The organism is Synechococcus sp. W55.1, assembly GCF_047461655.1.
Classification (GTDB): domain Bacteria; phylum Cyanobacteriota; class Cyanobacteriia; order Thermostichales; family Thermostichaceae; genus Thermostichus.
Map to the genome: position 1 here is coordinate 39,051 of NZ_JANSHN010000022.1, position 20,091 is coordinate 59,141.

20 protein-coding genes are annotated in these 20,091 nt (G+C 58.0%); 16 read left to right on the forward strand and 4 right to left on the reverse strand.

The window, feature by feature from the left end; translation table 11 throughout:
- Window positions 1-12 precede the first annotated feature (12 nt).
- From NW816_RS11030 to ispD, 3 genes are all read left to right on the forward strand, one after another.
- Window positions 13-1,419 carry an ammonium transporter gene (locus tag NW816_RS11030; RefSeq protein WP_414409186.1) on the forward strand — a complete coding sequence of 469 codons (1,407 nt, stop codon included), beginning with the start codon at window positions 13-15 and terminating at the stop codon, window positions 1,417-1,419.
- Window positions 1,420-1,733: 314 nt separating this feature from the next.
- Window positions 1,734-3,104 carry an ammonium transporter gene (locus tag NW816_RS11035; protein ID WP_240527655.1) on the forward strand — a complete coding sequence of 457 codons (1,371 nt, stop codon included), beginning with the start codon at window positions 1,734-1,736 and terminating at the stop codon, window positions 3,102-3,104.
- Between the two features lie 45 nt (window positions 3,105-3,149).
- Window positions 3,150-3,857, forward strand: a complete 708-nt coding sequence (ispD, locus tag NW816_RS11040; protein ID WP_414409198.1) for a 2-C-methyl-D-erythritol 4-phosphate cytidylyltransferase — start codon at window positions 3,150-3,152, stop codon at window positions 3,855-3,857.
- Window positions 3,858-3,897: 40 nt separating this feature from the next.
- Here the strand turns inward: ispD and NW816_RS11045 are convergent, their stop codons facing one another.
- Window positions 3,898-4,320, reverse strand: a complete 423-nt coding sequence (locus NW816_RS11045; protein WP_414390508.1) for a DUF559 domain-containing protein — start codon at window positions 4,318-4,320, stop codon at window positions 3,898-3,900.
- Between the two features lie 351 nt (window positions 4,321-4,671).
- Here NW816_RS11045 and cobM point away from each other — a divergent pair, with 351 nt between their 5' ends.
- The 9 genes from cobM (at window position 4,672) to NW816_RS11090 (ending at window position 12,090) form a co-directional block, all read left to right on the forward strand.
- Window positions 4,672-5,472 carry a precorrin-4 C(11)-methyltransferase gene (gene cobM / locus NW816_RS11050; protein WP_011434250.1) on the forward strand — a complete coding sequence of 267 codons (801 nt, stop codon included), beginning with the start codon at window positions 4,672-4,674 and terminating at the stop codon, window positions 5,470-5,472.
- Window positions 5,473-5,655: 183 nt separating this feature from the next.
- Complete coding sequence (locus NW816_RS11055; RefSeq protein ID WP_414409187.1) at window positions 5,656-7,740, forward strand: tetratricopeptide repeat protein; 2,085 nt, start codon at window positions 5,656-5,658, stop codon at window positions 7,738-7,740.
- Between the two features lie 50 nt (window positions 7,741-7,790).
- The gene (locus NW816_RS11060) at window positions 7,791-8,618 is read left to right on the forward strand and encodes a sulfurtransferase (protein WP_414409188.1); all 828 of its coding nucleotides are present in this window, start codon (window positions 7,791-7,793) and stop codon (window positions 8,616-8,618) included.
- Window positions 8,615-9,793, forward strand: a complete 1,179-nt coding sequence (locus NW816_RS11065; protein WP_414409189.1) for an NAD(P)/FAD-dependent oxidoreductase — start codon at window positions 8,615-8,617, stop codon at window positions 9,791-9,793. The genes NW816_RS11060 and NW816_RS11065 overlap by 4 nt, the downstream gene beginning before the upstream one ends.
- A gap of 321 nt (window positions 9,794-10,114) precedes the next feature.
- Window positions 10,115-10,597: a Fe-S cluster assembly sulfur transfer protein SufU gene (gene sufU / locus NW816_RS11070; protein WP_011434254.1), complete on the forward strand. Its 483-nt coding sequence runs from the start codon at window positions 10,115-10,117 to the stop codon at window positions 10,595-10,597.
- 98 nt (window positions 10,598-10,695) lie between these two features.
- Window positions 10,696-11,073: a response regulator gene (locus NW816_RS11075; RefSeq protein WP_414357168.1), complete on the forward strand. Its 378-nt coding sequence runs from the start codon at window positions 10,696-10,698 to the stop codon at window positions 11,071-11,073.
- The gene (locus tag NW816_RS11080) at window positions 11,070-11,447 is read left to right on the forward strand and encodes a response regulator (protein ID WP_414409190.1); all 378 of its coding nucleotides are present in this window, start codon (window positions 11,070-11,072) and stop codon (window positions 11,445-11,447) included. The genes NW816_RS11075 and NW816_RS11080 overlap by 4 nt, the downstream gene beginning before the upstream one ends.
- A gap of 168 nt (window positions 11,448-11,615) precedes the next feature.
- Window positions 11,616-11,822, forward strand: a complete 207-nt coding sequence (locus NW816_RS11085) for a hypothetical protein (RefSeq protein WP_011432020.1) — start codon at window positions 11,616-11,618, stop codon at window positions 11,820-11,822.
- A gap of 40 nt (window positions 11,823-11,862) precedes the next feature.
- Entirely contained in the window at window positions 11,863-12,090 is a 228-nt protein-coding gene (locus NW816_RS11090) for a hypothetical protein (RefSeq protein ID WP_414409191.1), read from the forward strand.
- A 153-nt stretch (window positions 12,091-12,243) separates the two neighbouring features.
- Here NW816_RS11090 and fba read toward each other — a convergent pair whose 3' ends face one another.
- Entirely contained in the window at window positions 12,244-13,323 is a 1,080-nt protein-coding gene (gene fba / locus NW816_RS11095) for a class II fructose-bisphosphate aldolase (protein WP_011432022.1), read from the reverse strand.
- 371 nt (window positions 13,324-13,694) lie between these two features.
- On the opposite strand from fba, the gene NW816_RS11100 reads away from it, so the two are divergent.
- Window positions 13,695-14,288, forward strand: coding sequence for a hypothetical protein (locus NW816_RS11100; protein ID WP_414409192.1), 594 nt, complete (start codon window positions 13,695-13,697; stop codon window positions 14,286-14,288).
- 35 nt (window positions 14,289-14,323) lie between these two features.
- Here NW816_RS11100 and murI read toward each other — a convergent pair whose 3' ends face one another.
- Together murI and NW816_RS11110 are read right to left on the reverse strand one after the other, a co-directional pair.
- Window positions 14,324-15,187 (reverse strand): glutamate racemase, encoded by an 864-nt coding sequence (gene murI / locus NW816_RS11105; RefSeq protein ID WP_414409193.1) that lies wholly within the window; start codon window positions 15,185-15,187, stop codon window positions 14,324-14,326.
- Between the two features lie 130 nt (window positions 15,188-15,317).
- Window positions 15,318-17,111, reverse strand: a complete 1,794-nt coding sequence (locus tag NW816_RS11110; RefSeq protein ID WP_414409194.1) for an N-acetylmuramoyl-L-alanine amidase — start codon at window positions 17,109-17,111, stop codon at window positions 15,318-15,320.
- Window positions 17,112-17,321: 210 nt separating this feature from the next.
- Between NW816_RS11110 and NW816_RS11115 the strand changes: the two genes are divergently transcribed.
- The 3 genes from NW816_RS11115 (at window position 17,322) to NW816_RS11125 (ending at window position 19,824) form a co-directional block, all read left to right on the forward strand.
- On the forward strand, window positions 17,322-18,449 hold the full coding sequence (locus NW816_RS11115; protein ID WP_414409195.1) for a hypothetical protein: 1,128 nt from the start codon (window positions 17,322-17,324) through the stop codon (window positions 18,447-18,449).
- A 353-nt stretch (window positions 18,450-18,802) separates the two neighbouring features.
- Window positions 18,803-19,408: a precorrin-6Y C5,15-methyltransferase subunit CbiT gene (cbiT, locus tag NW816_RS11120; protein WP_414409196.1), complete on the forward strand. Its 606-nt coding sequence runs from the start codon at window positions 18,803-18,805 to the stop codon at window positions 19,406-19,408.
- 197 nt (window positions 19,409-19,605) lie between these two features.
- Window positions 19,606-19,824: a hypothetical protein gene (locus NW816_RS11125; protein WP_011432028.1), complete on the forward strand. Its 219-nt coding sequence runs from the start codon at window positions 19,606-19,608 to the stop codon at window positions 19,822-19,824.
- Window positions 19,825-20,091 lie beyond the last annotated feature (267 nt).

Genomic DNA, 20,091 nt, shown 5'->3' on the forward strand with positions numbered 1-20,091 from the left:
GAGTCGAAAAGCATGAGTACAACAATGATCCAAAAGCTCAAGAGCCAGGTGCCCCAGTGGCTCTGGCGACCGGCCAGGTGGAGTCTGACTGCTGCTCTAATGGCTGCGCTGGTCTTTCTATTCGGCCAGGGAACTGCCTTTGCTCAAGAGGCCGAGGCAGTTCAGAAACACGCTGACATTGTTTGGACGATCGTGGCAGCAGCCTTGGTGTTCTTCATGCAGGCGGGGTTCGCCATGGTAGAGACGGGCTTTACCCGCGCTAAGAATGCCGCCAACATCATGATGAAGAACTTGATGGACTTCTGCATGGGCTGTTGCGCCTTCTGGTTCATCGGGTTTGGCCTCATGTTCGGCAAAAGTGATGGCTTCTTCGGAACCAGTTGGTTTGCTTTCAACTGGCAGCAAGCCCACGAAGCAGGGGATTGGCCTTTTACCTTCTTTGTCTTTCAGCTGGTGTTTGCCGCCACTGCCGCCACCATTGTTTCTGGAGCCATGGCGGAGCGCACCAAGTTCTTGGCCTACTTGATCTACTCCATCGTTATTTCTGGGCTAATCTACCCCATCTCTGGGGGTTGGGCCTGGAACGGGCTGTTCGGCGACTACAACGGCGGCACAGCCGGCTGGCTGGAAAATCTGGGCTACATCGACTACGCCGGGTCGGGGGTGGTGCATTTGGTAGGGGGCGCTGCGGCCTTGGCAGGCGCCATTGTGCTCGGCCCTCGCATTGGCAAGTACGGCCCTAATGGAGAACCGCGGGCTATTCCCGGCCACAACCTGCCGCTGGGGATGTTGGGGGTGTTTATCCTCGCCTTTGGCTGGATTGGGTTTAATGCCGGTTCCACCACTGCAGCCTCTGTCGATATTGGCTGGATTGCCATGAATACGCTGCTGGCAGCTTCGGCTGGAGCAATTGGGGCGATGTTCACCTCTTGGGTTCATTTTGGCAAGCCGGATATGACCTTTGCCGCCAACGGTGTCCTGGCCGGCTTGGTGGGGATCACTGCCCCTTGCAATACAGTTCATCCGCTGGGGGCCTTGATCATTGGCTTGGTGGCCGGAATCCTCGTGGTGCTCTCCGCGGTGATTTTGGATACGGCGCTGAAAATTGATGACCCGGTGGGCGCGGTTTCCGTGCATGGCACCTGTGGTATCTGGGGGGTGTTGGCAGCAGGGATCCCTTGGTTTGCCCACGCCAATTCAGAGGTTACCTGGGCACAGTTCGGCGTGCAGGTGGTAGGCGCTCTCGCTCTCTTCCTCTGGCCCTTCATCACCTGTCTAATCCTGTTTTTAATCCTCAAGGTAACTGTTGGCTTGCGCGTCAGCGCCGAGGAAGAGATTGCCGGTTTGGATGTGGGCGAGCACGGCAACATAGCCTACCCTGACTTTGTCATTGCTGCCACCGAGGTGGAGGGAGCTTGAGCTGTTGCGCTCGGTTCGACGGGAGGCTGTCGGATCTGAGCGACACGGGACTGAAAATCAAGAGAGGGGGTCAGGGCTGGCCCTCTCTTTTATGGCTTGCTGATGTATTTGGTGGCATTGGTGTAGGTGGTTACGGGTAGGAGGGGAGAAATAGCTCAAAATCGAGGTGTGGGACTTGGAATGGACTTGGAATCGAGATGAAAAGTCAGATAGGTGAGACTGTTTTCTCTCGTCTTCGGCAGGGGATCCTTTTGGGTTTGAGGACAGGGGGGAAAGTCCTGCTGGGGGTTGGAGCTTTGCTGGGGTTGGGAAGTTTGGTTGCCCCGCCTGCTCTGGCCCAGACGGATCTCACGGCTCTGGAACAGGCTCTCCCACCCGAGGCTTGGGCTGAGCTACAAACCTTACTGAAAACTCAGCAATACCATGCCGACATCGTCTGGACAACGGTGGCCGGGGCGCTGGTGTTTTTCATGCAGGCGGGCTTTGCCATGGTGGAGGCGGGCTTCACGCGGGCTAAAAATGCTACCAACATTGTCCTGAAGAACCTGATGGACTTCTGCTTCGGGGCCTGTGCTTTTTGGTTTTTGGGGTTTGGGCTGATGTTCGGATCCCATGTGGCCGGTTTTTTGGGCACCAACTGGTTTTTTTTCAACTGGCAACAGGGAGCTGAAGCCGGCAGTCAAAACGATGCTTGGCCTTTCACGTTCTTCTGTTTCCAACTGGTGTTTGCCGCCACCGCTGCCACCATTGTCTCCGGGGCAATGGCGGAACGCACCCGCTTTTTGGCTTATTTGATTTACTCCATCGTCATCTCTGGGGCGATCTACCCGATTTCCGGGGGCTGGGCCTGGAATGGCCTGTTTGCCGACTACAACGGTGGTACAGCCGGCTGGCTGGAAAACCTGGGCTACATTGACTTTGCCGGGTCGGGGGTGGTGCACTTGGTGGGTGGGGCTGCAGCTTTTGCGGGAACTTTGGTGTTGGGGCCGCGCTTGGGCAAGTATGGTCCCAATGGGGAGCCGCGGGCTATTCCCGGGCATAGCTTACCCTTGGGCATGTTGGGGGCGTTGATCCTGTGGCTGGGCTGGATTGGCTTTAATGCCGGCTCTACAACGGCAGCGATTCCTGATATTGGCTGGATTGCTTTCAATACCTATTTGGCCGGGGCGGCAGGAGCCATCGGCGCTCTCTGTACTTCCTGGGCCATTTTTACCAAGCCGGACATGACGTTTGCAGCGAATGGGACACTGGCGGGGCTGGTGGGCATTACTGCTCCTTGCAACACTGTTCATCCTTTGGGGGCAATCCTTATCGGCTCGGTGGCCGGGGTGTTGGTGGTGTTGTCGGTGCTGTTTATCGAGGGCACCTTGAAGGTGGATGACCCGGTGGGGGCGGTGTCGGTACATGGGGTGTGCGGCGCTTGGGGGGTCATTGCTGCAGGGATCCCGTGGTTTGCCCATGCGGAAGCGGGGGTGACTTGGGCGGTGTTGCCGGTACAGATTCTGGGGGTTATTGCCCTGGGAGGATGGTCTTTTATCTGTTGTCTGGCTTTGTTTTTGATTTTGAAGGGCACCATCGGTCTGCGCGTCTCGGCAGAAGAAGAGTTGGCCGGCTTGGATATTGGCGAGCACGGCAACATTGCCTACCCTGACTTTGTCACTGCTTCGGGAGAGTTGGAAGGTTGAGTTGAGCAGTACACTGGGATCCGGTTGGATGCGCTTTTGGATCCCATGCACCTTCTGATCCCGGCGGCTGGCAGCGGCAAGCGAATGGGAGCTGCGGTCAATAAGCTGTTGCTGCCGCTCTTGGGTCAGCCGATTTTGGCTTGGACGTTGCAGGCTGCGGATCGAGCCAGCTCCATCGAGTGGATCGGCATTCTCTCCCAACCCGGCGATTGGCCGGCCATCGAGCAGATCCTGGCGGCAATGGATCTGTCCACGCCGGTGCAGCTTTTACAAGGGGGGGCGACGCGGCAGGAGTCGGTTTGCAAGGGGGTTGAGTATCTCTATGGGTGGGGGACGGTGGAACGGGTGCTGATTCACGATGGGGCCCGCTGCCTGGCTACCCCTGAGTTGTTCGATCGCTGCAGTGCCGCTCTGCAGCAGGTGGATGGTCTCATCGCGGGGATCCCTGTCAAGGACACGATTAAAGTCGCTGAGGCAGGCCCAAAAGGGATCCAAATTCAGTCAACCCCAGAACGCAGCCGGCTGTGGGCAGCGCAAACGCCGCAGGGGTTTCGCCTGTCGATGCTATGGCAAGCCCATCGGGAGGCTCTGGCCCAGGGTTGGCAGGTAACCGATGATGCAGCCCTATTCGAGAAGCTGGGTTGGCCAGTCTACATCGTCGAAGGGGAGGAATCCAATCTGAAGCTAACCACCCCCCTGGATGTGTTGCTGGCCGCACAAATCCTGCAGCAGCGTCTCGGACCAGCGCGTTAGCTCAATTCAATCCCGGTAGGGCCAGTCTCAACCTTGGGAATTAAAAGTAGGAAGGAGGAAATCTAGGTTCACTAAGAGCACTTTGATCACCCCATCTCTTGTGGTCCGTTGGAAATGAAAATGATAAGTCTGGCTGTTTAGAATCTAATGCACCCAAGACACCTGAAACCAAGCAAAAGATGAGATTAATGCACTTTTCACTTTCTTCATAAACTTGCCGTTCTGAGAACCGAACTACAACCCAGCCTCTATCCGCTAGATAAGCATCACGCTTACTTTGCTTAGGATCATTCACAGTATGGGCTGGCCTACACAGATTACCTTCAAGAAACCATGGCTCATCAATTTCAATGTCAATGAGTAAAACGAGTGATCTTTTTCCATCTCTAGATACCTGCATTGCGATATCAGGGGTATAGCACCGGACACTAGACTGCTCTATGCACCAGCACCAGTTGCCCATGCCGATTGCAGCTTGCCCATCAAAGGCTGGGGTAGCTCGGGTAGATTTGGCCTAACAGGGCGTTCCGGCATTCGAGGTAGTTCAGGTTCCGTTGGGCGCTCCGGCATCTGTGGCGGCTCCGGCTCCGGCGGGCAAGGTGGGAGATCTGGCCCCCTCAAGAGGAGAGCAATCGGCTGGGGTAAAACAACGTAGGGATAATAGTCTTTCCGAACGTACCTTAAGATGGGATGCGAGTGCCTGTCGTGATCTTGCATGCTTGAGCCTCCAGATAAGTTCCCTTGGAATCCAGTTTGAAAAGACTTTGGAAAAGGGATCTTCAAAGAGGCCCTTGAAGGGGTAGGAAGCAAGCAAATGCGCGAACCGACGTCGTGGCCTGTCTACATTGTCGGGGCTGGCCCCGGGGATCCGGAGCTGATTACCCTGCGGGGGCAAAGACTGCTGGCGGAAGCCGATGTAGTGTTCTACACAGGTTCTTTGGTGCCAGAGGGAGTGCTGGCCCATTGTCGCCCTGGGGTTGAGGCCATTGACACCCGCTCCTTCACGCTGGAAACGCTGCTGCCGCAAATTGTGGAACGGGTCAAGGCAGGGCGGCGGGTGGTGCGGCTGCAGGATGGGGATCCCTGCCTTTACGGCGCTCTGCACGAGCTGCTGATCCGGCTGGCGGAGGCAGGGATCCCTTTTGAGATCGTGCCGGGAGTAAGCGCCTTTCAATTGGCAGCCGCCCGTTTGCAGGTGGAGTTGACCATACCCAAGTTGGTACAGACGATTATCCTCACCCGCGCCAGCGGTCGCACCCAGGTACCGGAAGCAGAAGCCCTGGCCAGTCTGGCAGCCCACCGCGCCTCTTTGTGTCTATATCTGAGCGCCCGCCACGTAGAACAAGCGCAGGCAGATCTGCTGGCTCACTACCCCGCCGATACCCCGGTTGCCGTTTGTTATCGCTTGGGTTGGCCGGACGAACAGATCTGGCTGGGATCCCTGGCCGAGATGGCCGCCCTCACCCGGCAAGCCGGCTTAGAACGCACAGTGCTCTATCTCGTCAGCCCTGCCTTGAAAGGCTTGTCAAGCTCCAGATCTGCCCGCTCGCGGCTCTACAGCCCTGACCACACCCACCTCTTCCGTCCCAGAATGGGCCGGCAGCCCCGTTTGTAACAGGCTCTTTCAGTATATTGACGGACTCTGGCAGATTGAGCACAATGAGGCAGCAAGATGAGGTCAGAGGCCTGGACTTCTGGCGAGGGGGTACTCGTTTTTGCCGAGAGAAGTGGAGCCCTTTTGAATTGGAGTTGTTGCAAGACTACTTTTTCACCCTTTAACTTTATGAGCTCTAACCTTATGGCTGACTCATCTGCCGCTCGCAGCGTGGAAACCCTGATCAAGGCTCTGCAGAAGGCCCTGGCCCCCCTGCCAACCCGTTCGGCCCTGAAGCAAGATGTCCTTTACCTCATGGTGGATCTCCCACGGCAGGGGATGTTTAGCCGCTCTATGGTGTTGCATCGAGTTGCCAGCCAATTGGGGGGCTTGCCTGTGCAGGGAGTTAGCCAACTGGTGGTGTACGGTCGGCTTCAGGGGGAAACACAGCCGCAGTGGAAAAAAGTCTTCTACTTGTCCTCTGGGGAAAGCAGTGCCGATGCCACGCAGATTGTATTACCGGGCACCAAGATTTCTGAGATCAAGGTGCTGGAGGCCCAAAAACCTGTTGTGGATCCCGACCACAACTCCGATTTTCGCAAAGTTAAAACTCTGGGGGCACCGGTTCCCAAAATTCAGAAAGAGCGCTGGCCAGAAGCGGCTCCAAGCCAGGCCTCGGTTGGCCATGCCCCTTCCCAAGACGGGATCCCGACCCCTCTGCCTACAACTGCTCGCCCCAGTTCTCCTATCGACGTTCTGGCCAACTTTCCGACACTTGATCAATGGTTGCACAGGCCTGCTCTAAGGCCCTTCTTGGGGGGAGCTCTGGCTTTGTCTCTCCTACTGGGGGCTGGGTTGGTGGTGCGCTCTTTTGGGCAAGCCGATGTTCCTGCCCGAGCCAGATCGCTGGGGCTGGGGATCCCGCTGTTGATCTTGGCCGCAGGGGGGGGCTGGCTGGGGTGGAAAGGTCGGCGTGTCGATGACACCCTTGAGCGAGAAGAGGGATCCCAGGATCCCTTTACAGAAGGGCTGTCCTTTTTACAGGCCAATCCAATTCCTGAGGCAGTGGAGCGGTTTCAGGAGGCTGTGCGGCGACAGCCAGATCACGTAGAGGCCCACATTGAACTGGCCCATCTGTTGGCGAAAACCAACCGACTGCAGGAGGCATTGAGCCACTACCAACAGGCCAAACGCCTGAACCCGAACTGGAGCGGCATCAACACCCACCTGGTGGAAACCCTGAAGGCCCTGGCGCGGCAGTGGTTGGCCCAGCATCAGCCGGATGAAGTCTTGATCCATTTGCCCGAAGCGCTGCCCCTCACCCAGGGATCCGCTCAAGCCGAGATCTTCAGCCTGCTCGGCCAAGCCTGGGCAGAGAAGGGCAACTGGGCACAAGCTTTGGCCCAGCAACAAAAGGCCCTGGAGCTGGATCCCCACTTCAGCGAGGCTCATCTCTGCATTGCTCAAGTTCGCCTCAAGCTGGGGCAATGGGACGAGGCCATCGACTCCTGCTGGGCTGCTTTGGAGTTGAATGATCGCCTGGGCCTGGCCCACGCTGTGATGGGACAAGCGCTGATGCGCAAAGGACAGCTAAAAGCGGCAATCGCAGCCTTCCGAACTGCTCTCAACCTGGATCTCGCTCCTGAGTTGGCAGCCGGTGTGCGGGTGGATCTGGGTTTGGCAATGGTGCATGCAGGTCATCTGGCTCAAGCCAGCCAAGAGTTCAGCCAGGTGGTCTTCAATGGTCAGTTCAAAAGACAGCAGGCTCGCGCCTACTACGGTTTGGGCCTGGTGTTGGCAGGCCAAGAGCAATACAGCGAAGCTGTGAAGAACTACCGACGGGCTTTGGAGCTGGCCCCCGATCTGCACGAAGCGATGGCCGCCATTGGACTAGCCTACCTGGGCCCCAAACAACGGGATGCCTCTGGGCGCAAGTTCATCCAGCCTCAACAGTTGCAGCAGGCTATACAGCAGTTTGAACAGGCTTTGAAAGGAGACCCAGATCTGCCCGAAGCTCACTTTGGCATGGGAGAGGCGTCGCGCATTAAGGGGGATTTGACCTCAGCGGAGATCAGCTATCGACGGGCCATTCGCAGCAATGGCAGCTATGGAGCAGCTCACTATCGTCTGGGATCCGTCTTTGCCCGCCAAGGCAAGCTGGATCAGGCCATTGAACACTTTCGCTCGGCTTTGGAAATCGCTCCCAACTTCTCCGAAGCCAGAGGGAGGCTGCAACGGCTTCTCTCCAAGCAAACGGAAGAAGCGCATACCGACCTACTCCCCCTGTAGAGGTGGGATAGGATCTTGCGGTTGAGGTTCTTTCAATCCAAGCTCAACCCATGACACCAACGCCAGGTTGGGTAGTCAGCCCTGCAGCCGCCAGCCAGCTCATCCAACAAGGGGCAACGCTTCTGGATGCACGCGGTGCGGAATTGCAAGCCGACGGGATCCTCAAGGGTTCAATTCCGGTGAATTGGACAGAGTTTGCTCAACCAGAGGCTGCAAACAGCGGCAAGCTGTTGGCAGATGATGCCCTTCTCACCGAAAAGCTGCAAGGCATTGGCGTGTTTCGGGAGCGTCCGGTGGTGGTGGTGGCCGATCCGCTGCGGGGCTGGGGAGAAGATGGACGAATGGTTTGGATGTTGCGCAGCTTGGGTCATCCCCAGGCAGTCATGGTGGACGGGGGCTATCCGGCCCTGGTGAAGGAGGGAGTGCTGACCACAACCCGACAAAGCGCCGACGAACCGCAACGGGGCGACTTTGTAGTGCGGCGAACCGACCGGTGGGAGATCGACCGGGACACTCTGCGGGCCAGCCTTGGCTCCGACCGTGTGGCCATCCTCGACAGTCGCGAAGCCCAAGAATACAAGGGAGCCACCCCCTATGGTGAGGCGCGCGGTGGACACATCCCCGGCGCTGTGCATCTCTACTACAAGGAGCTGATGGATGCGGCGGGATCCCTATTGCCGCCCGATGAAATTCACGCCCGCCTGCAAAAAGCCGGGATCCCTCCGGAAGCCGAGATCATTGCCTACTGCACAGCTGGGGTTCGCTCCGCTTGGGTCACGGTGGTTTTAACCCACGTGGGCCGGCAGGCCAAAAGCTATTCCGGTTCCATCCTGGAATGGGCGGCCGGGGATCCCCAGCGGTTCCCGCTCCAGCCATGAGGGGATCCCTGCCCACTGTGATCTTGGCCGGATGTGGCTATGGAGCCATCGACGCCTTGCGGGCGCTCAAAGGGCAGGCACGGGTGATCGCCATCAACCCCTATCCCTACAGTGTCAATTCAGGCATGTCCACGCGGCTGCTGAGTGGTCGGTTTTCTCTGGAGCTGGTGCGGATCCCTTTGCTGGAGCATATTCAAGCCAACGGCGCCCAGTTTTTGCCGGGGCGAGTCACCCACATCCAACCCGAAGCCCGAACCCTGACCCTGGAGAGTGAAGCCGGGATCCAAACTCTTGCCTACGACTATCTGTTGGTGAATGTGGGCCGGGAGTTGCGCCCCATCGATGGGATCCAACATGCCTTTACCATTCGACCGGCAGAACAATTGGTGGCCGCCCAAACCTGGATCCGGCAGTGCTGGCAACGGGCAGCCCAGGGGGATCGGACGCCGGGCCTGCTGACCTTTGTGGTAGCGGGAGGAGGCTGTACCGGCACAGAGCTGATGGGGGAACTCTACGATCTTTGCCGGGAAATGAGCGCAGAAACAGGGATCCCCTTGGCTCAAGCCCGGCTGATCTTGATCCATCGCCAGGCCCATCTGGTCGAGGGCTTCTCGGAACCCTTCCGCCGGGCGGTGGAAAGGGAAATCCGCCATCTGGGGGTGGAAATCTGGGCCGGATGTCAGGTGAAAGCCTTTGGGCCGGAGCACGTGTGGCTCTCGGATGGCACCGAGTTGATAGCTCAGACCCGCCTGTGGGCAGGTGGCTTCCAGGTGCCGAGCTGGTTGAGCACCTGCGGCTTGCCAACAGGGCCGACGGGAGCCCTGCTCGTGGACAAATACCTGCGGGTGCAAGGCTCAGAGCACATCTTGGCGGTGGGGGACTGCGCCGACTTTGTTTGGGGATCCCGCCTCTTGCCCAAGATCGGCGTGTACGCGGTGCGCCAGGGGCCGATTGCAGCCCAAAACCTACTGCGGCTTATCCGCGGCCAACCTCTGATCCCCTACCGACCGCAGGCCACGGTTTTTGTTTGTGTAACGGTGGGGAACCGCGTTGCTGTTGCTGAGAAAGGCGGGCTGGTCTGGCGCGGCTATGCAGCCACGGTGCTGAAGAACTTTTTTGATTGGCTGTACATGTGTAAACTCAAGCCCGTGCGCTGGCAGGAGTTTTTCTACTGACCCAACCCTGCCAAGAACGGGGTTAAGATCAAGACCGGATGGGTCGAGTTGGGCTTGCTTCCCAGAAATTCTGAATGTCTAGGTTATGGCTGTTCCCAGCAGCAAGGGGGCACAACATTCCAAATCGCAGCGAAGCAGTGCTCTAACTCCCCTCTCTCCTTGTAGGGCAAGCAGTAGCGAGGGTTGACGCAGAGCGCCAGAGAGCATGTTTCAAACTTAATTTTTGGAGTGACTGCACTACCCTTCAGCCCGCCCAAAACTCTTGATTCGTTTTACCGACCTTTGCCGACCGGCCAGAGCAGCGACCAACCAGGAGCAACAATGCCTCTCGATAACCTGCGCGGACTCTATCAGCAAGTCATTCTGGAGCGATACAAAAAGCCCCACAACTTCGGCAGAGTGGATCCCGTCCACCGCCACCAGCGCGGCCACAACCCCTCCTGCGGCGACACCATCGACCTCACCTTGCAACTGGATCCCAGCCAGGAGCGGATTGTCGATATCAAATTCGAGGGGGCAGGCTGTGCCATTGCCCTGGCTTCTGCCGATCTCATGGCGGATGCGGTGCGGGGGCGCACCATCCCCGAAGCTCTGCAGTTGGTGGAGCGCTTCCAAGCCATGATGCGCGGTGGCGAAGAGTTCCCGCGGGAGCAACGGGCTTTGAACGCCATGAAAGGGGTAGCCCAATTTCCAGTGCGCATCAAATGCGCCAACCTGGCCTGGCATGCGCTCAAATACGCGCTGGAATCGCCCGAACCCCAGGCCAATGGGTCGGCCTTTGTGAGCAACGAAAACACCGACTAACTTTCCCCAGTTTTACCCTTCTCCCTCGCTACCCTGGGCAAAAGCCTTTCAAGGCTTGCGCAGATTGTTGGTTTCCCAGCTCTGCCCAGGAGCAAACGATGTCGCAGCAGGTGTTGATCGTTGAGGATGATCCCAGTCTTGCTTATGTTCTCAGCCTGTTGCTGGAGCGAGAGAATACAGAGTTTGTGGTGGTTGCTTCGGTTCCCGGTGCCATCAGTCACTGCCAAGCCTCACGACCGGATCTCATCATTCTGGATTTGGAACTGGTTGGCGACGAGGGGTTTGCCCTGCTGGATTGGCTGAACAGGAATCCTCCCGCCAAGCCCATTCCCGTCTTGATCTACACGGCCCGCGATGTGGAGCACCCAGAGCGTATCCGCTGGCAATCTCAAGTTACCGAAATCTACGTCAAAGGGCGCATCAGTCCGACAGAACTCCAAGAACGGGTACACCAACTCTTGGCTGAAACAACATGACCCATCGTCTGCTGATCATCGACGACGAACCCGATATTTGGGAAATGACCCAACTGATCCTGGAAAACTTGGTCGGCTGGCAGATCTTAACGGCGGGATCCGGCCCAGAAGGGATCCAAATCGCTATCCGAGAGCAACCCGAGGCCATCCTGCTGGATGTGACGATGCCGGGGATGGATGGCCCCACCACCTTGGCCCATTTACGAGCTTTGCCGGAAACCCAAAGGATCCCCGTGATCCTTCTAACCGCCAAAGTCCGGGATCCCCAGGATGCCTCTCTTGCTCAGCTTGGAGCCAATGGCTTCATCAGCAAACCCTTCAACGCGGCCACCCTGGCTGCGGAAATCTCCGCTCTGCTGGGCTGGGATCCCTGACTCAACCCTGAACCTGCCCCAAAGACCCCTGGGATCCCACCGATATCCGCCAAATCGCGTAGAAGAAACTACAAATTGCCTACGCAAATCCTCGATGTTTCTCTGTACTTCCACTGATCTCGAGGCTATGATAGGGGCATGAACGTTAGAAATACGGAGGAAACACAGATGCAAGTCAGTGAAGATCTAACCCTGGACTACCGTACTTACCGCATAGCAGCCCTATTGAGCGAGAGCTTCTCTTTGGGAGCACTGCTGGGAGTATCCCTCAAGTGGCAGAACGATGTCTCCTCCGTGAATGAGCCGCGGCCCAGGGCTTCCCATCTTTCCCTGCAGGACATCGAGCAGCGCTACCTCACCTCTTGGCAAAGATAGTCTTCTCCCTTCAAAAACCATCTCTCAAACAGAACCAGCCATGAATACAAGTCTTGACTCTGTTACTCTGCCCTCCAGCATCCAAGAAATCGTGGAGCAGGTGTTCCGCAGCAGTTTTCTCAGCCTAAGTCAAGAGAACCTCATCAACGAGCTGCTCTTTCGGCAGCGTTACTCTGAGGCCGACCTGGAAATGTTGGATCGCCTGAGCTTGGCCTTGCTGAACCATCAAATTGAGACGGAAAAACGTTCTGCGGCAAAAGCTGCCTGACCCCCAAAACGCATCAAGTTCCTCCAAAGCAAAAGGGGATCCCAGCTGGATCCCCTTATTTGTCCAATCTGAGTCCAGTGACCTAGCTGATCTCCAAGGAAAACCCTGGAAGCGCCCCGGCAAGCATTCCAGAGTTCTTGCAGGATGTGGGGACTAGACCGCAACGGTCTTCTTCACCTGAGCCGCCAAAGCTCCAGAAGCATACTTGGCCGCCATCTCATCCAAGGTAACCACCGGAACTTTGGTGCCATGGCCAGCACAGCCGAAGGCAATGTAGCGCTCAGCACAGACTTTTTGCATTTCCTTGATGGAAGGCTTGAGGAAGTGGCGGGGATCAAACTCTTTCGGATTCTCGGCCAGGGCGCGACGCACGGCAGCCGTGATGGCCAGGCGGTTGTCGGTGTCGATGTTCACTTTGCGCACCCCATTTTGGATGCCCCGCTGAATTTCTTCCAGCGGCACACCGTAGGTCTCGGGAATGGAGCCGCCGTATTCGTTGATGATGTCGATCAGCTCCTTGGGCACGGAGGAGGAACCGTGCATCACCAGGTGAGTGTTGGGCAGGCGGCGGTGGATCTCGGCGATGCGCTCCATGTCCAGAATGTCGCCGGTGGGCTTACGGGAGAACTTGTAGGCGCCGTGGCTGGTACCAATGGCTACGGCCAGCGCATCCACCTGAGTTCGCTCCACAAAGTCCACCGCTTGGTCGGGGTCGGTGAGGAGTTGGTCATGGCTGAGCGCCTCTTCCGCACCGTGGCCATCTTCCGCTTCCCCACGGCCCGTCTCCAGGGATCCCAGGCAGCCCAGTTCCCCTTCCACACTCACCCCGATTGCATGAGCCACTTTCACCACCTCGGAGGTAACGGCCACGTTGTACTCGTAGCTGGCCGGGGTCTTGGCATCTTCCTTGAGGGATCCATCCATCATGACGCTGGTGAAGCCATTGCGGATGGCGGAATAGCAGGTAGCCGGGCTGTTGCCGTGGTCTTGGTGCATGGCGACGGGGATGTGGGGGTAGGTCTCCACTGCAGCCAGGATCAGGTGCCGCAGAAAGTTCTCGCCCGCATACTTGCGTGCCCCTCGAGAGGCTTGCAGGATAACGGGGCTGTTGGTTTCATGGGCTGCCTGCATGATTGCTTGGATCTGCTCCATGTTGTTGACGTTGAAGGCAGGAATGCCGTAGCCATGTTCGGCGGCATGATCCAGCAGCGTCCGCATTGCAACGAGAGCCATCGGTTACCTCCTGAGGTGCTGACCTAGTGCGTATGAGATTTGCTTACCGTTGATCTTAAGATACTTTTTACGTTTTGGCGGATAAGCCGCCGGGGATCTGCGTATCTTGCCGAGGGATCCTTGCAGCTATTGGCCGTGATGCTCGCGCTCAGGCGCAACAGGCGCACCGACATCTTCAGATACAGTGGGGAAGGGCAAGACTGTTGGGCGCTTGCATCGAGGATGGTTCTGCCCATGCCCGCCTAATTGATCTCTTACCTCAATTGATCTCTTTCAGTTTTGTGTTGTTCGCCCGGAGGAATGGGAACGTGCGTTGCGATCGCTGGCCGGTCTTGGGTGTAAAGCAAACAAGGGCTCTCTGGGGTAGTTGGGTGCAAGGAACCGGTTTGGCAATGGCCTGTTGGGCGACGGGCCTTCAGTTGGCAGCTTGGGGGATCCCTGGGCAATCTCCGGATCAGGTGGCGGCCTGGGTGAGGGACAATCCTGTGCTGCGGCCCCGTCCGGGCGAAACCCTGAACATCAACCGAGTGGAGCCGGATGGATCCCGCTTTACGTTCTTGGCCTCGGTGGCTCCGCCAGGACGGATCATCAACCCGCTGGATCGGGAGACGATTCGCTCGGAGCGGATGACGTTCTTTCGCCCCCAAGGACTGACGGCAGAAGACCTCTTTCAAGCCATTCGCGACGTTTATGGGCCGGAGATCGCCGCCGATCTGGATCAGGCGGTGGAGGTGATTCGCTACCCGTCCCCAGAAGCTCTGGCAAGCAGTCCGGGCTATACCTTGGCCCTTGCCATCCAAGGGGTGGTGCTGCGGGGAAACCAATTCGTGTATTGGCTGGAGCTGACGCAAAACCCCGATGGCCGCGTGCAGCAGGGGCAGGTGTGGGTGTTCCAAGAGGAATGGCTTCCCAAAGTGGAGGGGGAGCTGGCGGAGCGCTTCCCCTTGCAGGTGATGACCCGTTGAGGGGCCCCCAATCTTTTCCCCAAGAAGAGAGGCGTTCAGGGACGGAGGAAAGCCGGCAATTCCACCCGCTCCACCTGGGGCCGAAAGCCCAACCAAGGGGCGGCCAACTGGGCAAACCGCTCTGGATCCCCGCTCACGTAGAAACGGTGGGGTTCTCCCCAAGCAGCGGTCAAGGGGCGACGCAAGTCCCACAAACTCAATTCGCGGGCCAGGGATCCCACCAGCGCCATCCCTGGATCTACCCGTTTGACCGAGGACGGCAGCAAAGGCTTCAGGATTGGATCCAGCAGGGGGTAGTGAGTACAGCCATAGACAAGAGTATCGATCCCCTGTTGCAACAGCGGTTGCAGGTAGCGTTCAGCCGCCTGTCGCAGGGCAGGGCTATCCAGCCATCCGGCTTCAATGAGAGGGACGAACTCAGGGCAGGCCTGCTCCCAACAGTAAACGGGGTATGGAAAACGTTTGGGATCCAGAGCGCTGTACTCCTGAATGGCTTTTGAGTAAGCGCGACTCTTGACCGTGGCCACCGTGGCGAGCACCCCAATGCGGGATCCCTGGGCCAGTGCTGCCTGGGCGCCGGGCAGGATTAACCCCAGAATGGGCAGGGCAAACTCCTGCCGCACCTGTTCTAGGGCCAAGGCCGAGCTGGTATTGCAGGCCATCACCACCAGCTTCACCGGCTGCGCCTGCATCCACGTCAGAATTTGCCGCACAAAGGCCAGGATCTCCTCTGGCGAGCGTTCCCCATAGGGTACCCGTGCCGTGTCGCCGAAGTAGATGAGCCGTTCGTGGGGGAGCCGACGGCGCAAAGCTCGCCAAACCGTCAGCCCGCCCAAGCCGCTGTCAAACACCCCAATTGGCCAACTGGGATCCGGATCCGATCCCCACTCCCACCGCATGCTCCATTCTCCTCAACACCTTGGCCTAAGCTGCTGTATCCTACCCTGCTTTCAAGGATCTCGGCGACGCCTTCCCTGTGAGATCAACTGGATTCAGTTGTGATCAACACCAACAAGCTCAGCCGAACGGCTAGCGGCTGCGCAAGAAAGTCTCAATGCCATCGGCAATGGCCCGCGCCAAAATAGCCTGATATTCGGCAGTAGCCAATTTTCGCCCTTCGGTTGGGTTGGTTACGTATCCCAACTCCAGCAGCACGGAGGGCATACCCACAGGTGTTTCCCGCACCATAAAAAAGCGGGCCCGTCTCACCCCCCGGTCAGCAGCGCCGGTAGCCCTGACCAAGCTGCGGTGTAAGATGGCGGCCAGCTCGGCGCTATCGGGTCGCAGGTAGTAGGTCTCGATGCCGTGAATGCCGGAGCGATCCAGGGCGTTGGCATGAATGCTCACCAGCAGGGCAGCATTGGCCTGAACGGCCATATCCACCCGCGGTTGCAGCAGCACTTCCCGGTCATCGGTGCGGGTCATCACCACCCCGTACCCCCGCTCCTGCAGCAGTCGTCGTACCTGGTGGGCAACGGAGAGCACGATGTCCTTCTCCTGGATCCCATCCACCCCGATGGCACCGGGATCCCGTCCCCCGTGGCCGGGGTCGATGGCAATGACCGTCCGGTTCAGAGATTGGGGGGTGGAAGGGGAGGCAGGGCCGGGCGTCTGCGGCTGAGGTATTGGTGGAGGAGCATTCAGAGGTCGCAGCTCCAAGGTAATGCGGCGGGATCCCTGGCCGGGGTTGGGCTCGAAGACATTGAACTCCTCGGCGGGCTGCACCAGAATGCTGACCGTGCGGGCATCTTCCTGGACAAAGCGGATCCGCTCCACCGGCCCTCCAACCGGCAAGCCGGGATCCGGCATAGACTGGGGCAGGCGCGCCGGCGCCACATTGATGCGGTAGCCGCCACTCTCGGGATCCCAGCCGGCCCGGTAGAACATGAATCCATCGGCGCTGATGATCAACTGGTTGCCCTGGAGCTGAACCGATTGCAACGTCGCCAGCGGCCCACTGCTGTTGGCAGAGCTGACCTCGGGTAGAAGGCTGGCCTGGGCAGCACCCCCGGCAGGCTGGATCCAGATCCCACCCCGCTGTGGGTCGTAGCGGGCTTCCCAATCGCCACCGGAGGAATCCACATCCAGCACCACCCGAGCAATGGTGGGCTCAAATTGCCCGATCCGTAGCCGCGCAACCCCCAGACGGTTGACGATGTAGACTCGCTGGGTGAGGGCAGGGCTGAGCGTGGTGTTGAGAAAATCCACCACCACCCGATCTGGATCGAGGATGCGCCGCACCGTGGTGGAGGGGCTGCCTTGGGTACGGATGAAAAAGCCTTCTGCTTGCGGGGATACCTCTAAAATTTGATGGCCGGAGCGGGAGACAGGCAGGGGTGGGGGGGATCCGACAGCTTGGCTCTGGGGCAGTGGGATGGGAGCTGATGAGCCGGCAGATGAGGGGGGAAACAGCGGCGAAGGGGGAGCGGCCTGGGTGAATTGAACGGCCCAGCGGGAGGGGCCGGCGGTGAGCAGTTGCAGGTGGTTAAGGCTGAGGGGCTGATCCGGCTGCAGATAGAGCACAAAACGGGTGATGGTATCCGTAAGCTGGCTAATCTGCACAGAGGCGACACGGCCTGCAAAGGTCTGGGTCTGGGGCTCCCGTCCGAAGCGGGTGTTGGGAAAATCCAGCACCACTCTGGGGGGGTTTTGCAGAACAAACAGGAAAGGCCGCACCTCTCCCTGTGTATTGACTTCCAGCCGCCCCTGCTGAGGGTCGTAGTGCCAGCGGTCGATGCGAGATAACCCTGGGATTGTGGTCGTCTGGGCCTGGACAGAGGGAGGGGGAAACAGTCCTGCTCCCGCCAAGCTCAACAGCAGCATCGCCCCCCATATCCGCCTTGACCTCGGCTTGCCGAATTCAGGCATGACCTTCCATCCACTCCCCACACCTGCTGCCCTCAACTATACCAACCTGCCCTCGGAGCAGCCTGGGAAGGAGCGCAATTCCGCTCTTGCCTGCAGGGCTGGGGGATGATGGGTAGAGGCTCGCCCCTTCTTCTTCCTGCTTGTTCTCCGGCGAGGTATCTTGGGATGCCCAAACCACCGGATCTCCTAACCCTGGCCCGAGCTGGACACGCCCAGTCGATTGTGCAGGTTGTGCGGATGGAGCTGCTGCGGCGTCGCTGGTGTGCCCGAGTAGACTTTGCCGACGAGACCCTGCACGTCCACCTGCTGGGATCCCTGTACCAGCCTGCGCTCTCCCCCCAAGTTGCCGCTGCCCAACTGTTTCTGATCTTGAAGCAACTGCGGATCCCACGGCTGGAGCAAGTGGAAATTTGCGCTTTCCGCGGCTCACGTTTGCTCTGGCGGCAGAGCCTAAAGCTGGGATCCCGGCAGCGTTGGGATCGGTTTTCCTTCGATAACTGGGCAGTCAACGCTTGGGCTTACCCGGCTGCGTTTGCGGTGGCCCTGATGGTGAACAACATCGGCTTATTGCGGTTGCTGCATTTGCCTTGGCACATTTGGATTCACGAGCTCGGCCATGCCACCATCGCCTGGTGGAGCGGGTATCGGGCTTTGCCTCTGCCCATCGGCTGGACAAGCGTTAGCTCCCAGAGGGATCCCTTTGTGTATTTTGGAATCCTCTTTTTACTGATTCTACTCTTCTGGTCAGCCCGCCAGGAGCAGATGAGATGGCTACAGGCGCTGGCCGTTCTTCTTGCCCTATTCCAGTTCTATATGACCTGGCTGATGCCCAATCGCACTCAGGATCTGTTGATTACCTTTGGTGGTGTTGGAGGGGAGTTTTATCTCAGCACCTTTTTGATGGCCAGCTTTTATTTTCCCCTGCCAGATCGTTGGCGATGGGACTCTTTGCGATTTGTCGTGCTGGGGATCGCGAGCAGCAGCCTGTGGAGAAGCTTTTGGGAATGGCACAGCATCAGACTGGGATTGGCCGAGGTTCCCTGGGGAACTTTGTTGGGCGGCCAAGGAGATGCCAGGGGGGATATGAACCGCCTAAACTACGACTTTGGCTGGAGCACCGATCAAATTATCCAAACCTACACTTTTTTAGGGAACCTGTGTGTTTTCGTCGTATTGAGCCTATATGTTCTATTCCTGTTGCGGGCAAATGATGAGATTTGGCTGTATCTGCGAGCAAAGCTTATTCTTTGGATGGATGGTTTGATAGGCTCCAGTTCAAGGAAACGTTCTTAAGATCCTCTTGTACTGAACATTGCCCCAACTACAACTTTTTCCGGCAGCACCAGCTACATCCGGCGCAAAATGAGCTCTTGGGTAAAAGGGATCCCGCTTGTCTCCAGAACTTCCCTAGTGTCCAACTCGATTCCTCAAGGGGGCAGGATCATTTTGGTTTTGGACTGCAGCTTTGCCGGTTGGGAATTGCTCCAACCACTCCGTTGAGCTCAGAGGGCGTTTGTGGTGCCCATCTGGGCAATGATTGGGCGGGAGAAGCGGCACCCCTATCAGGTTGGAGATGGCCTGTTGAGCATTCGCTCTATGCTGAGGGATATGTATAGACAAACTTCCTCTGCAACGGTACTTTACCCATGTCAGCCGCCTTCTCTTGGCCCTACCGCACCCCAGGGATCCCAGACTCTGCCTTTGAACGCATCCCAGGGATTCCGATGAGCCCTCGTGAGGTGCGCGTGTTGGTGCTAAGCCAGTTGCGCCTGGGAGAGAACCACTGCCTGTGGGATATCGGCGCCGGAACCGGCACAATTGCCATTGAAGCGGCTGTTCTATGCCCCAAAGCTCGCGTGATTGCCATCGAGCGAGATGCCGAGGTAGTCAGCCTGATCGAGAGCAATTGCCGGAAATTTGGCCTCGCCAACGTGCAGGTGATTCAAGGTACTGCCCCCGATTGTCTGCAACACCTTTCTCCGGCACCGGATCGCATCTGCATTGAGGGAGGCCACCCCCTACGCGAGATCTTGGAAGCCTGCTGGAGCCATCTCAGCCCCAACGGGCGGGTCGTGGCGACGACCAACTCTTTGGATGGGCTCTACGGCCTTTCTGCCGGCCTGGCCGCTGTGCGGGCTCATCATGTGGAGGTGATTCAATCGGCGGTGAACCGCCTGGAACACCGCGGTCGGACTCAAATGCTGCTGGCATTGGATCCCACCTTTGTTTTAAGCGGAGAAAAAATGAGTTAAGTTTTATATGACCTGTTTACATTTTTTGGTAGATCTTTTCCCAAGGTGATGAATAAAAGCAGATTGGTCTGTCTCGAATGTCTTAAACTGGCAAAAAAGATTGGGCCACCACAAACCTTAAGCTATACTGATATTTCTCGATCCCAAACTCAAATCTGCTTTTATACCAGATAAGAGAGCTGGGAAACCCAATAGCTATGGATCAATTCCAACACCCCTTTCAGGAGTCACGGGAAGTCAAACTGCGGCAACTGTTGATTCGGGAGCGCTGGCCGGAAATGCTGAAAGGCTGCCGGGCTTGCATCCATTGGGACGACTTCAAGCGACCGGAATGCTGTGGTGATTGCGGCATCGGGGATCGACGCAGGCAAGCAGTAGCCGAAGAAAGCCCACCCAGCAAGTCCCCAGGCATTTAGGGTTCGCAAGCTTCCCAAATTGGGATCCCAGCTCCTGCAGTAACTTTGGTAGTTTCTATTGAGAACTTTTACTCAGGGAGTTTTACCTAAAAACCGGGTCTCAAGCCCGGTCTTCATACCTGCCTGCGGCGGAAGCAAGCTGGCAAAGTGGGGAGGCAACGAGCGCCTCTCCCAAGATTGCTATGTCGTCGCTCCCTAGCCTCTCATCTTGCCCTCATTGGCCCCCTGCTTCCGCTTCTCAGAGGCAGCTCCCCAGCAACCTCAAGG